At 57.1% G+C, this 12,532-nt stretch carries 16 protein-coding genes and 1 pseudogene; 14 read left to right on the top strand and 3 right to left on the bottom strand.

The features are described 5' to 3' along the window. The first annotated feature begins 51 nt into the window (after nucleotides 1-51). The 7 genes from ACFVTJ_RS00165 to ACFVTJ_RS00135 all read left to right on the top strand — a co-directional run bounded on the left by ACFVTJ_RS00165 (nucleotide 52) and on the right by ACFVTJ_RS00135 (nucleotide 5,767). Nucleotides 52-1,425, top strand: coding sequence for an NAD(P)/FAD-dependent oxidoreductase (locus tag ACFVTJ_RS00165; protein ID WP_386903576.1), 1,374 nt, complete (start codon nucleotides 52-54; stop codon nucleotides 1,423-1,425). After that, entirely contained in the window at nucleotides 1,422-2,240 is an 819-nt protein-coding gene (locus ACFVTJ_RS00160) for a DUF1365 domain-containing protein (protein WP_386903574.1), read from the top strand. Before ACFVTJ_RS00165 ends, ACFVTJ_RS00160 begins: the two co-directional genes overlap by 4 nt. Continuing rightward, entirely contained in the window at nucleotides 2,227-3,459 is a 1,233-nt protein-coding gene (locus ACFVTJ_RS00155) for a class I SAM-dependent methyltransferase (protein ID WP_386903571.1), read from the top strand. Before ACFVTJ_RS00160 ends, ACFVTJ_RS00155 begins: the two co-directional genes overlap by 14 nt. 27 nt (nucleotides 3,460-3,486) lie before the next feature. Continuing rightward, nucleotides 3,487-3,864 carry a DUF2147 domain-containing protein gene (locus ACFVTJ_RS00150; RefSeq protein WP_386903569.1) on the top strand — a complete coding sequence of 126 codons (378 nt, stop codon included), beginning with the start codon at nucleotides 3,487-3,489 and terminating at the stop codon, nucleotides 3,862-3,864. A 90-nt stretch (nucleotides 3,865-3,954) separates the two neighbouring features. Continuing rightward, on the top strand, nucleotides 3,955-4,386 hold the full coding sequence (locus ACFVTJ_RS00145) for a DUF2177 family protein (protein WP_386903566.1): 432 nt from the start codon (nucleotides 3,955-3,957) through the stop codon (nucleotides 4,384-4,386). A gap of 131 nt (nucleotides 4,387-4,517) precedes the next feature. Further along, complete coding sequence (locus ACFVTJ_RS00140; RefSeq protein WP_386903564.1) at nucleotides 4,518-5,060, top strand: sigma-70 family RNA polymerase sigma factor; 543 nt, start codon at nucleotides 4,518-4,520, stop codon at nucleotides 5,058-5,060. Further along, nucleotides 5,057-5,767 carry an anti-sigma factor domain-containing protein gene (locus ACFVTJ_RS00135; protein WP_386903562.1) on the top strand — a complete coding sequence of 237 codons (711 nt, stop codon included), beginning with the start codon at nucleotides 5,057-5,059 and terminating at the stop codon, nucleotides 5,765-5,767. The genes ACFVTJ_RS00140 and ACFVTJ_RS00135 overlap by 4 nt, the downstream gene beginning before the upstream one ends. A gap of 230 nt (nucleotides 5,768-5,997) precedes the next feature. Here ACFVTJ_RS00135 and ACFVTJ_RS00130 read toward each other — a convergent pair. Continuing rightward, nucleotides 5,998-6,287, bottom strand: a pseudogene (locus tag ACFVTJ_RS00130) (DUF3175 domain-containing protein). Between the two features lie 193 nt (nucleotides 6,288-6,480). Here ACFVTJ_RS00130 and ACFVTJ_RS00125 point away from each other — a divergent pair. Beyond that, nucleotides 6,481-6,822, top strand: a complete 342-nt coding sequence (locus ACFVTJ_RS00125; RefSeq protein ID WP_386903561.1) for a hypothetical protein — start codon at nucleotides 6,481-6,483, stop codon at nucleotides 6,820-6,822. A 51-nt stretch (nucleotides 6,823-6,873) separates the two neighbouring features. Continuing rightward, nucleotides 6,874-7,113, top strand: coding sequence for a DUF6894 family protein (locus tag ACFVTJ_RS00120; RefSeq protein WP_386903559.1), 240 nt, complete (start codon nucleotides 6,874-6,876; stop codon nucleotides 7,111-7,113). Here ACFVTJ_RS00120 and ACFVTJ_RS00115 read toward each other — a convergent pair. After that, nucleotides 7,096-7,842, bottom strand: a complete 747-nt coding sequence (locus ACFVTJ_RS00115) for a Crp/Fnr family transcriptional regulator (RefSeq protein WP_386903557.1) — start codon at nucleotides 7,840-7,842, stop codon at nucleotides 7,096-7,098. The genes ACFVTJ_RS00120 and ACFVTJ_RS00115 overlap by 18 nt on opposite strands. Before the next feature lie 261 nt (nucleotides 7,843-8,103). Here ACFVTJ_RS00115 and ACFVTJ_RS00110 point away from each other — a divergent pair, with 261 nt between their 5' ends. Next, a complete protein-coding gene (locus tag ACFVTJ_RS00110) occupies nucleotides 8,104-8,442 on the top strand; it encodes a hypothetical protein (protein WP_386903555.1) in 339 nt (112 codons plus the stop codon). Nucleotides 8,443-8,466: 24 nt separating this feature from the next. On the opposite strand, the gene ACFVTJ_RS00105 is transcribed toward ACFVTJ_RS00110, so the two are convergent. Further along, nucleotides 8,467-8,715, bottom strand: a complete 249-nt coding sequence (locus tag ACFVTJ_RS00105) for a hypothetical protein (protein ID WP_386903553.1) — start codon at nucleotides 8,713-8,715, stop codon at nucleotides 8,467-8,469. 247 nt (nucleotides 8,716-8,962) lie between these two features. Here ACFVTJ_RS00105 and ACFVTJ_RS00100 point away from each other — a divergent pair, with 247 nt between their 5' ends. The 4 genes from ACFVTJ_RS00100 (at nucleotide 8,963) to glgA (ending at nucleotide 12,516) form a co-directional block, all read left to right on the top strand. Further along, nucleotides 8,963-9,322: a hypothetical protein gene (locus tag ACFVTJ_RS00100; RefSeq protein WP_386903551.1), complete on the top strand. Its 360-nt coding sequence runs from the start codon at nucleotides 8,963-8,965 to the stop codon at nucleotides 9,320-9,322. Between the two features lie 15 nt (nucleotides 9,323-9,337). Continuing rightward, complete coding sequence (locus ACFVTJ_RS00095; RefSeq protein ID WP_386903549.1) at nucleotides 9,338-10,120, top strand: Crp/Fnr family transcriptional regulator; 783 nt, start codon at nucleotides 9,338-9,340, stop codon at nucleotides 10,118-10,120. Between the two features lie 124 nt (nucleotides 10,121-10,244). Continuing rightward, nucleotides 10,245-10,472, top strand: a complete 228-nt coding sequence (locus ACFVTJ_RS00090; protein WP_114835921.1) for a hypothetical protein — start codon at nucleotides 10,245-10,247, stop codon at nucleotides 10,470-10,472. Nucleotides 10,473-10,986: 514 nt separating this feature from the next. Then, the gene (gene glgA / locus ACFVTJ_RS00085; protein WP_386903547.1) at nucleotides 10,987-12,516 is read left to right on the top strand and encodes a glycogen synthase GlgA; all 1,530 of its coding nucleotides are present in this window, start codon (nucleotides 10,987-10,989) and stop codon (nucleotides 12,514-12,516) included. Nucleotides 12,517-12,532 lie beyond the last annotated feature (16 nt).

The following is a 12,532-nucleotide window of genomic DNA, read 5'->3' as shown; positions in this document are numbered from 1 at the left end:
GTACATGTCGCGGTCCCCAAGACTGGATTGACAGTGCGATAGCGAGGAAAAATGTTCGATACCGAAGCGAAAAGAGAACAAAGCCGGCGCCGCATCGCCGTGGTCGGAACGGGAATTTCCGGTTTGTCGGCGGCCTGGCTTTTGTCGCAACGGCACGATGTAACTGTTTTCGAAGCGGCTGACCGCATCGGCGGCCACACCAATACGGTGGCGTTCAGCACGGACCATGGACAAGTCCACGTCGATACCGGATTCATTGTTTATAACGAGCAGACTTATCCCAATCTCACCGCGCTTTTCCAGAAATTGGGCGTGGCGACAGCGGCGTCGAACATGTCTTTCGCCGTTTCTCTGGATAATGGCGGTTTCGAATATTCCGGCGGAACCGGCCTTGGCCTCCTGGCCCAGAAGTCCAACATCCTCAGGCCACGTTTCTGGGCGATGCTTGCGGACCTTCTGCGCTTTTACCGCAACGCCCCACGCGATCTGCATTTGATGGGCGATCTGTCTCTTGACGAATATCTCTCCCGCAACCGGTATGGTTCAGCGTTCCGCGACGATCATCTTTATCCCATGGCTGCGGCCATCTGGTCGACGCCGGCCATGGAGGTCGGCCATTATCCGGCGGCGCATTTCATCAAATTCTGCCGCAATCACGGCCTGCTGTTGCTGCGCAATCGGCCGGTCTGGCGCACAGTCGTCGGTGGTTCGCGCGAATATGTGAAACGCATCACCGCGCCGTTTGCCGATCGAATTTTCCTCTCAACGCCGGTGAAGCGCATCCACCGCCTGCCGGGCGGCGTCGAAATCACCACTGCGGACGGCAAAGCCGTGCGCTTCGATGACGTGGTGATCGCAACCCATGCGGATCAGGCGCTCGACATGCTCGCGGATGCAACACGCGCCGAACGGCGCATTCTTGGCGCTTTTTCCTACACCCAAAACCGTGCCGTGCTTCACACCGACAGCAGTTTCATGCCGCGCCGCCGCGCTGCCTGGTCAAGCTGGAACTATGTGGCCGACACGCGCATTAAAACGAGCCAGCCTAGCATTACCTACTGGATGAACAGGCTTCAGCCGCTGGGTGAAGCCCCGGACATTTTCGTAACGCTGAACCCGGTGCGGGAACCGGATCAAGGAAAAATCATCGCCGAGGAAACCTATCACCATCCGGTTTTTGATGCTGGCACCGAACAGGCGCGTCAGGAGCTATGGGCCTTGCAGGGTCTGAGAAACACCTGGTTCTGCGGCGCTTATTTCGGATCCGGTTTTCATGAAGACGGTCTTCAGGCTGGCCTTGCCGTCGCCGAAGATCTTGGCGGTGTCTCCCGTCCATGGAAAGTTGCCGACGACAACGGCCGGATCATTCGCCTGGATTTGGCGACGATTGCAACCGACACGGAAATCATGGAGGCGATGGCATGACGCCTCCCCTCGCCTCAGCGCTTTTTCCCGGCCATGTAACGCATGCGCGTTTCAAGCCTAAAACCCATAAGCTCGCCTACCGGATTTATTCGCTGCTCCTCGATCTCGATGAGCTGGAGACGCTCGACCGGAAATTACGGTTTTTCTCCGTAGACCGGTTCAACCTGTTTTCATTTCATCATAAAGACCGCGGCGACGGCAGCACCATTGGGCTGCGCCAGCAGATTGAGACGGCAATGAAGACGGCAGGCATTGCCGTCGATGGCGGCCCTATCCGCCTACTCACCATGCCGCGCCTGCTTGGCTGGGCTTTCAACCCGCTCAGCGTGTTCTTCTGCCATGGGCGCGACATGTCGCTTAAAGCCATTCTCTGGGAGGTCGACAACACCTTTGGCGAACGACACGCTTATCTGATCCCGGTGGAGGCTGGCACGGGGGCAGAGATCGTCCAGCGCTGCGGCAAGGCCTTTTACGTCTCGCCCTTCATGGATATGGACCTCAAATATGTTTTCCGCGTTGTCCCGCCCGGTGACAGGCTGAAGATCGTCATTGAAACTTTCGACAATCACGGCGCCGTCCTCACGGCCCGGCATCTTGCCAAACGGGTCGAGCTGACCGACGGCGCGCTCCTGAAAGCCTTCGTCACCATCCCCTTCCTCACGCTGAAAGTCATTCTCGGCATTCACTGGGAAGCCCTGAAAATCTGGCTGAAGGGCGTGCGGCTGAGAAAACGTCCGCTGCCGCCCATCGAGCCCGTCTCCTTCGTTTCCCCTTCATCGTCGCAAATCGAGGCCAGAATTCATGACCCCGTTTGAAAATCTCTCGGAACTACCGGCGCAGAATGCTCCGCTCAATGGCCGCATGGGCATAGGCACATGGCTCATCAATCGCCTGCTGAACAACATCGACAGGGGCCGGCTGCGGATAACCCTTCCCGGCGGCAGAACCATAGAAAAATCAGGCAAATCGGAAGGCGTCGAAGCCGCACTCGTGCTGCACAACTGGCGCGCAATCCGCCGGCTGATCGTCAATGGCGACATAGGCTTCGCGGAAGGCTTTATCGAGAATGACTGGTCGACGCCTGACCTGACGGCGCTCATTCGTTTCGCCGCACAAAATAGCGAGGCATTTGAAAGGTCGATGCAGGGCAGCCTGCCGATGCGCCTCATCAACCGGCTTACACATAGGCTGAATGCCAATACCAGACGCGGCAGCCGCCGCAACATCGAAGCCCATTACGATCTCGGCAACGAGTTTTATCGGCAATGGCTTGATCCCTCCATGCTTTATTCCTCGGCGATTTTCGATGAGACGACACCGACCCTCGAGGCGGCACAGCTGAAGAAACTCGAGCGCATTACCGAAAAGCTCCGACTGGGTGAGAACAGGAACGTGCTGGAGATCGGCTGCGGTTGGGGAGCGCTCGCCATCCACCTCGCCACCCGTGAAAATGCCAATGTCACCGGCATCACCCTGTCTCCGTCACAGCTGCGCTGGGCTAAAAATGCTGCGGAAAAGGAAGGGGCAGCCGACCGCATCGATCTTCGTCTGCAGGATTATCGCGACGTCAAAGAGAAATTCGACAGCATCGTTTCCGTAGAAATGTTCGAAGCTGTGGGCGAAGCCTATTGGCCGAGCTACTTCGAAACGCTGAAGCGTTGCCTGAAGCCCGGCGGTCGCGCGGTGCTTCAAATCATCTCCATCGAGGAGAACCGCTTCGCCACATACAGGCGCAAGGCCGACTTCATTCAGAAATATGTCTTTCCCGGCGGCTTTCTGCCTTCAGACTCCGCTCTCGAAAAAGCGGTTGGTCAGGCGGGGCTGAAACTAACCGAGGTGGAACTTTTCGGCCGGTCCTATGCGCTCACGCTCGCGGAATGGCGCCAGCGTTTTCATGCAAAGTGGCAGACCATCTCTCTGCTCGGTTTCGATGACCGCTTCCGGCGGCTCTGGGACTATTACCTCTGCTATTGCGAAGCAGGTTTTGCAGAGGGAGCGATCAATGTCGGCCTGTACACGGTCGAACACAGGTAAGGCGGGGCCAACAAACGGAGAAAGACGATGAAAGTCAGTGCATTGGCAATTTTATCCGCCCTGTCTCCAATGCTGGTTGGCCTCAGCGCCACAGCAGCGGAAATCGACGGCAACTGGGCACGCGGCGACGGCAATGCGAAAGTGGTGATTGCGCCCTGCGGTGGGAAGATATGCGCCACCAACACCTGGATCAAACCCGGTACACCCAAGGAAAAGACCGGCGATCGCCTGATTATGGATATCAAGCAAAGCGAGGCAGGTAGCTATTCTGGAACCGCCTTCGATCCGCAAAGGGATAAGTCCTACAAGATCACGGTCACCGTTGACGGCAACAGCATGACCACCAAGGGCTGCATCATCGCCGGCCTGCTATGCAAGGGAATAAGCTGGACGCGGATCAACTAGCGTAGAACGCAACCCCTCCAGCCATTTGTTTGATTATCGACGATAAATCGTACTGGCCGCCCTCTAGGTGCCTGGCAAAGGAAAACAACGATGAAGACCTATTTCGCCGCCTATTTCTTCACGCTCGTCGCGTTTCTGGTGATCGATTTCATCTGGCTGAGCACCATGGCATCGCGTCTTTACCGCCCGGCCATCGGCGATCTTCTGGCTGACAATTTCCGACTCGCGCCAGCGGTCGTGTTTTATCTCATCTACGCTGGCGGCCTCACCTTTCTCGCCGTACGCCCGGCCCTTCTATCAGGTGAATGGACGACGGCGCTGCTTTACGGCGCGGTTGTCGGCTTCATGGCCTATGCCACCTATGACCTGACCAATCAGGCCACCTTGAAGACCTGGTCCACCACCCTCACAATTGCCGATCTTCTTTGGGGTACCTTCGTTTCCGCAGCGGCGGCCATCATCGGTTATCTCGTCACGGTGCGCCTCCTCGGCCCGCTGGAAAATTCGGCGGGCGTATCATGACGACACTTCCTCTTGGCCGCGGCGTCAGCGCGATCTTCCTATGGCCCCCGCATCACGAACTTCCTCTTCTGCCACCCTTGTCTTCGCATGAAAGACGACTTTATAAAGGAAGCGCAGCAAGGAAGGTTCGAATGCAGGCCACAGAGATCGCAAGCCTAATCAACCGTGTCGGTATGGGTGATCGTTCGGCATTCGTCTCGCTTTATCAGGCAACCAGTCCGAAGCTTTTCGCGATCTGCCTGAAAATCCTGCGTGACAGAACGGAAGCCGAGGAGGCGCTGCAGGAAATCTATATCAAGGTCTGGCAGCGGGCCCGAACATTTGCCGCCAGCGCCGGCAAACCCGCCACATGGCTTGCCGCCATTGCCCGAAACCATGCAATAGACACGATCCGCGCCCGCAAGCCCATTACCGACGACATCGAGGAAGCCTACGATCTTGCCGACGAGAGCACCCGCGATCCTGAGCAGCAGATCGTTCTCGCCGATGAAGGCCGCAGGATCGAAGACTGCATGCGCGAACTTGAGACCGTGCACGCGCAGGCGGTGCGCCGGGCTTATGTCGAGGGCTTGAGTTATCTCGAACTCGCCGAAGAATTGCACGTGCCGCTTAACACGGTCAGAACCTGGCTACGGCGCAGTCTTCTCAAACTCAGAGAGTGCATGCAGCGATGACGACAGGCGAACAGAGCGGCGGCAAGCATTCGCGCGACGACATCCTCGCCGGTGAATATGTTCTGGGCGTCGTGCCGCTAGAAAAGCGCCGTGAACTGGAACGACGCATACAGAACGACCAGGCTTTCGCACAGCTGGTGCAGCGTTGGGAGGCGGAATTTTCCGACTTCAATGCCGACTACCAGGAGCAGGCACCGAGCGCCACTGTTCTTGCACGTATCGAAGAACGCCTGTTCGGTAGCAGGACCGTCAATACCAATGGCAGCCTCTGGAATTCCGCGTCCTTCTGGCGCTGGATCTCGGTTGCCACCAGCGCTACCGCCGTTGCCGCCGTCGTTTACGCCGCCTTCCCAGAAAAGTGGCAGGGCGCCACCCCGCTGGTAGCCGAACTTGCAACGACCGACAGCCAGGTTAATCTCCTCGCCTCCTACGATGCGGAATCCGGACGGATGCACATTGTGCCTGTTGCAACCGGCAAGACCGACGAAAAGTCGCTGGAACTGTGGCTGGTGATGGATGGCGGCAAGACCCGCTCGCTCGGCGTCTTCCAGCCCGGCACGAATGGCGATCTTATAATCCCCGCTGACATGCGCAACAGCATCACCGAAGGCACCACCTTCGCGATCAGCGTCGAACCTTTCGGCGGCTCGCCGACTGGCCAGGCAACAGGCCCTGTAATCGCTGTCGGCACGGCGCGATGGGGATGAATATCCAAAGCTTCACGATTTCGAGCTGAGTCCCGATCGACGCTTCACGATCCGATATGGGTCGTAACCGTCAGTCTCCGAAGCCGACGATGCCCTTTGTCCCCCGTCGAATGATTTGAGACTTCGGGTTTTGGAAGACTGGAGTTTCCGGCTTGGTGCTAGTCGTGACAAGCATTTTTGCTCAACCGGGCAGAACGAGCAACGATGACGAGCAATGCGCAAGATCGGTCCTACCGCCGCTTGCCGAATTCCTTGCGAAGCTCCCCCTTAGCATCTTCCAGTATTTTTTGCGGTTGGTCGGCAGAGTCCGGCCGGCGCGGTTAATATAAAACACCAGCATCGACATCGCAGACCTGAAAGGGTTGGTCTTGCGCCTCTCAGATTGTTGTGCCGAGGCTTTCAGCGATCTGGCAATCTCCGAGGCATCGTTTTTTGTGAACACGTCTTTCTCAAGATCGAGCGCGTCGCTTTCCTTGGTCACCTTCTGCGACCATTTCTTTTTCTCTTTCGCCATTTTCATTGTTTCTCTCCCGGCGAATTACGATTTTTCGGTCTGGGTCATGGGTATGGTGACTGTCACGCTCACCACCTCCTCCGCAAACCCTGCTCTTTGAGCGCTTGTAGGTTATCTGCGGCGGGTTTCCTTTGGCCCCTCCCAGCGGGGTGATTGGTCGGGGGTGCCGTGAGCGCCATCTCGTGGAGAATTATTGGTCATGATTGCCTCCGGTTGGGTTGCGAACCCACCCAACCTCTTTGCGGCGACGATGTTCCGCAAAGACAACGACACAGCAGGGCAACTTTTTTCGAAACAATTTCGCTTTGCCCCGGTTAGGCGCGAGAGAAATTCAATCCGAGGGAACATGACGATGACGGACAAATCCGGCAAATCCGATCGCATCTCCAGAATGGCTTATGAGCAGCAGCAGGACTTTCTCAGGCGCTCGTCACTGCAATTCCTGGAATGCGCTATCCATTTATGCGCGACCAATATGAGCATTTCCGAACTTGCTGCCCGGCTTGAGAAACAAGCGCAATATTTGCGACAGTTCGGCTGAGGACAAGCCGCGGTGCGCCTATGGCGACCATGTCTTTCCTGAGGAACCAAGATGCCAAGATTTTTCTTCACCGTGATCAGCGGCAAAAACATCCTCGATGATCCGGAAGGCAGCGATCTGCCGTCGCTCGACCGGGCGATCGAGGAGGCGCTCCAAGATGCCCGGGCCCTGATGAGCGAGGCAATCCTGCAAGGGCGCGACATCTCGGAAGGATGCATCATCATCCGTAGTAAACAGCAGGAAGTATTGAAAGTCGTCCGCTTCGCCGACGCACTAGACAGACATGACTGATGGCGTCGCAACGTCCGTCCGCATACGAGTTATCAGTTTTTCATATTCTTTTTCCGGGACGCCGTAGGTCGTGTCGGCAACGCCTTCCAATATGCTTCGATTGACGATCCGGACGTTTCCTCGGCTGGCACGGATGGCATGAATGCCTTCGAGAACATGCAGTTCGTTGGTGATGCCCGGCCGCCGCACCCCAAGAACCGTGGAGAGAAACTCATGGGTGATCGGCAGATCATCGGTATCGAGCCGGTCGTGACACATCAACAGCCAGCGCGCGAGCCTTTCACGCAGACTGTACTGCCCATTTGCCAGCACAAGCTGGCCGACCTGAAGCAGACAGATATTGATATAGCCCAGCAAAAGCTCCCGCAGCCGCACGTCGTTCTCCATCTCCTGTCGCAGTTCGACGGCGGGGATCAGAAAGCCACGACCGCCGACACCCATGACGGTTTCATCCGGCGTGGTTTCAGCGCCCAGAAGAGCGGGCCAGCCGGTGATTCCCTCCCGGCCGACGAGCACGGTTTCTATGCTTTTACCGCTATCGTCATGAACGACGGTGGATGCCAGACCGGTTTCGATGAAACAGAGATGGGAAACGGGCACGCCAGCCGCAACGAGCTGATATCCCGCCGGCAGATCGACGTGCTCCATTTGAGACGCAAGCCGCGACAGCCCTTCCATGCCCATGGTTTTCAATAGCAGGTTACAAACAAAAAAATCCGATCCAAGCATAGCGGTTCGCCCGGTTCGCCCCTCACTCGAAAACAACAATATGCGGCGCTAATATTAACAGCGGAAAATCGCCTGAAAACAGTGAGTACGTTTCCGTACGAATTCGCAGGAGGGTCCCTTGCCGCATCGGGGAATGGCCGAATAGGCGAAATTCTTGCCGGGACGACTTAGCGAAACCAATCCGCCGCATCCGCCTTCAATATCGGGAACAAGCTTTTCCAATCGTGGTTAGGGGCTACCAGACAGGGAGACTTGAACACCATGAAAAAGAACATCGAATACCATATCATGGCGCATGAAAATGGATGGGCCGTCATAATCTCTGATGTCATGAGAGGCGTTTATCCCAGCCGACATCTGGCGCTCGCGGCAGCAAAGCTGCTGGAGAGCGATATGCTGCCGACCGAAGACGTGAGACGCTTCGCTCCCACGACCAATATGACCCTGACCGATACCGCAGCCCCCAATCGGGTGTCCCGGTCGCTTCAGGTAATGGTGGCAGTACCCCATCAGGTGGATATTCCCCTGCGACGCAGAAGCGCCGAAATCAGCTTTCCACCGTCGACTGATGGTCGCAATCTGGCGGCGGGTAAAGGCTAGGCGAAATGACGGGCCGACGCCGGCTCACGCGGCGCGACCGGGATGCGTCGCGATTAACAAATAGAGCGCAATGGCGGCCGCCAGCGCAAATATCACTAGCGCATAGAGCATCATGGTTTTCCAGGTACGTTTGCGGCCGCGAAAATCGCCGTCATCGACGCCGATGGGTGAAAACTTCGAATCGAGCCGTTCGCTTATCGGTCGGTTCGTATCCTGCTCAGGCCTGATGCTTTCCCGTGGCGCATCAGCCGAGTCATTGTCTTTCGCCTGCATCCGATACCTCCTCATGGGCGCGCGGCATCCCAACAACGCCCATCCGCAATTGTTCCGCCGAACCGGGACGGCGGAGAGGAAAACCGTCGCAAGAGGTTTTTGTCATCGGGACGCGATGCCCAACGCCGCGCCAGCCCTCTCGCGCTTATTTGATAAATTCGGACTATGGGGCGGCTGAAATCATCCTGCTCAGTCGTTATGGTAGGCGGAAAGGCACACGCATGCGGTCGTATGCGAGGAGTAAGGCATGCAGACTGTCCAACGTCTAACCATCGCAATCATTGGCATGACTGATACCGTGACGCCGGAAATCAGAATGGCCTGGTTTCACGCGCAGATTGGTCTTGAGGGACCGTATTCCGCCAGTTTCATAGAGAGTGAAGCCGCTCTGAAATTTACCGCCGCGATTATCGACGTTCGTTACGAGCCAAATGTCCTGCTACGCCTCACCGAGCAGTTGGATGGTGAAGCTATTCCCTATCTTTTTTTCGTGCCCGACGCGGTCATCGATAGCGAACCGGGACCTTTTGTCCTCTCCAGGCGTTCGGAAGACATTGAAAATATTGTCTCCGCCTTGATGGCGCAAGGCGGAGGCATCAGACATTAAAGGGAGGCACCTGTCATGCTGAAGCAACCGGATAGCCATGGCGAAGCGAATAATCTGCTTTCTCATCTACCCGATGACGTCAGGGTTGAGGTTACAGACGCGTGCAGGCCTATCAAGCTCGCACTGGGCGACGTACTGATACCCGCCGGCGGGGCCATCGAGGGTGTCTTCTTCCTGTCATCCGGCATAGCTTCCGTCGTTGTCGTCACCAAATCGGGGCGCAAGACCGAGGCGGGAGTTGTCGGCAAAGAGGGGTTCGTGCCGGCGGGAGCTGTAGCAGGCGCGGAAACGAACCTGACCGAGATCGTCATGCAGGCTCCGGGCGAAGGACTTTTCATGGATATCAGGTCGTTTGACGCGCTTGTTTCAAAACATCGGGTATTCTTCGACATTCTGGTCTGCGCCCTGCACGTCTCACGAACACAGATACAATTCACGGCATCTTCGAATGCCACCCAGTCCGTGACGGAGCGTCTCGCCCGCTGGCTCCTGATGTGCCACGACCGGGTGGAAAGCAATCAACTGCAACTGACCCACGAATTCCTGTCAACCATGCTGGCAGTCAGGCGCGCGAGCGTGACGGACGCTCTCCACGTGCTGGAAAGCCTTGGGTTCATTCGCTCCGAAAGGGGACGAATTACGATCAGGAACCGCGAGATGCTTGAGACCTATGCCGGCGATCTCTACGGCGTGCCCGAGCAGGAAAACAATCGAATGCTCGCCCGTTTTATGCGCAAATACAGCTCTGATTCCGTGCTTGACGACCTGACTGCTGTTGGGAGCGAGGGCGTTCGGTAGGCCGGACGGCTGCTCCGAGTTGTCGTTGGTACGCTTGCGGACATTTACCTTTGGTCGTTTCTCTATAAGATAAATGCATCTTCCCTCACGCTATGAAACGCCGAGCGCGTTTCAAGGAGGTGAAATGCAAACCAATCACGAATATCTGAGTGCTGGAATTTTTCTAAACGAAGACATCAATATCGTTAAGGCAGCCTACGAAAATGTAGTGTCTGCGGAACGCGACCCGGCTCTATGCCGTGCAGAGGTCGCCCGCTATGTCCTGAAAATGTATGATCGCGGCGTTGTCGATCCGTCGAAACTCCAGCAATTGGCCGCTCTCTACTTCCGAACCAAATTGCGTGTTGGCTGACTTCCAGGTCTGACGGGTGGCTGCCTGCCACGATTTCAGCTTAGTTTTTCACCTCCGAGGTTTCCGATAATCCTGCATCTCGCCATGCTGGTGGGTAGAACGTTGCCTTGTTCCGTCCGTCGATCAACCCTTGAAACGACACGCTCACAATATGAAAGTCAGCCGGCGGACCGGGAACAAACCTGCGTAGGCATGGTTCGGGTTGCTCCAATGAACTCATACCGAACGAGGTTGTCTCATGACCCGGAAAACACTCCCCATTCCCGAAGACAACCGGAGCCACCAGGGCCCCGGTGACAACAGCCGCCTGAGCACGGAAGACGCCTCATCCGTCCAGGAACAGAAAGCTTCGACCCAGACGGGCCGGCAGGCAAACATAAAGATTAACACGACCCATCAAGGGCACCAGCAGGACAGGTAATGCCGGCCTGTTCCCGGCAGGCGGCTTGGTGGTCACCAACCTGTTTCCGGGCTCCTCGCAATCTAAGATCAATGCGGTTCCCGGAGGCGCCAAATGCGGATTCTTGCCGTGACGGCCGAAATGTTTCCATTCGTCAAAACCGGCGGATTGGCCGATGCAGCAGGTGCTCTGCCGGAGGCGCTGGCGAGACAAGGGGCGGATGTTCGTACATTGCTGCCTTTGTACCGCAGGCTCACGCCACTTATCCGCGGAAAGGAGCCATGTCTGAGTGCCACTGTTCTTGAGCAGCCGGTATCGGTTTATTCCGTTGTCTCCGACGGTCAACAACTGCTGCTTCTGGAGGCGGCGAACCTGTTCGACAGGGACGGCCATCCCTATGGCACAAAAGGCGAGCCTTTTTCCGACAACGATCTGCGCTTTGCGGTCCTTTCCAAGGTTGCAGCGGAAATCGCAGTCGGTACGATCGACGGCTGGAAGCCCGATCTCGTTCACGCGCATGACTGGCACGCAGCCTTAACCTGCGTCTACCTCGCCGAGGCAACGCCGCAGGTGCCCTCCGTCCTTACCCTTCACAATCTCTCGTTTCAGGGACAATATCCACTGGAGCGGGCGGGGGTGCTCGGATTGCCGCCCCACCTCTGCACCGTGGATTGCCTCGAATATTATGGCGACATGTCGTTTTTGAAGGGTGGCCTGACGACCGCATCGGCCGTGACGACGGTAAGCCCCACTTACGCGAGAGAAATCCTCACACCGGAAATGGGAATGGGAATGCAGGGCGTGCTTGCTAAGCGGCGCGAGAACCTGCGCGGCATCGTCAACGGCGTCGATCAGGACGTCTGGAATCCGGCGACGGACCCTTACATTCTTGCCAATTTCACGGCTGCCACGGCCACGAGACGGAGCCTCAACAAATATGCCTTGCTCCAGGCCCTTGGTCTTGCCCCTACGCAAGGCCCCGTCTTCGGCGTGGTCAGTCGCCTGACCTGGCAAAAGGGGATCGATCTCCTCCCCCACGTCGTACCGCTTATAATTGAAAGAAAAGGCAGGCTGATCATTCACGGAGAGGGGGATACGACACTGGAAGACAGCTTGCAGGCGCTGGCAAAGCGTTATCCGGAGCTGGTCTGCGCCCATATCGGCTATGACGAACGGCTTGCGCACATGATCCAGGCCGGCTCGGATTTCATCATCCAGCCTTCACGGTTCGAACCATGCGGGCTGACGCAGCTCTACGCGCTGCGATATGGCGCGCTGCCCATCGTCAGCCGCACGGGCGGGCTGGCGGAAACCATTATCGATGCGAATGACGCGGCCATTGAGGCGGGCGTGGCGACAGGCTTTCAATTCGAGCCGGCGAATACAGACGATCTGCGCGCAGCGCTGGACCGCGCTATTGACGCCTATAATGACCGCGAACTTTTTCGACGGCTTCAGGGGCAGGCCATGCAGGCTAATTTTTCCTGGGACAAGAGTGCCGCACAATATATGGCGCTTTTCGAGAGCCTTGTTGGCAACAGCACGCGCAAAAAGAATGCCGTCGCCGACATCAGACCCGAGACTTTTGCAAAGATAATAGCTGACAGGCGACAGGCGGGAACCCCAGGATCACCAACAGGTTAGGCCACTGGAAACAGGA

This window comes from Agrobacterium sp. NPDC058088 (genome assembly GCF_042885035.1).
Taxonomy (GTDB): Bacteria; Pseudomonadota; Alphaproteobacteria; order Rhizobiales; family Rhizobiaceae; genus Agrobacterium.
This window is presented reverse-complemented; position numbering and strand designations above follow the sequence as displayed.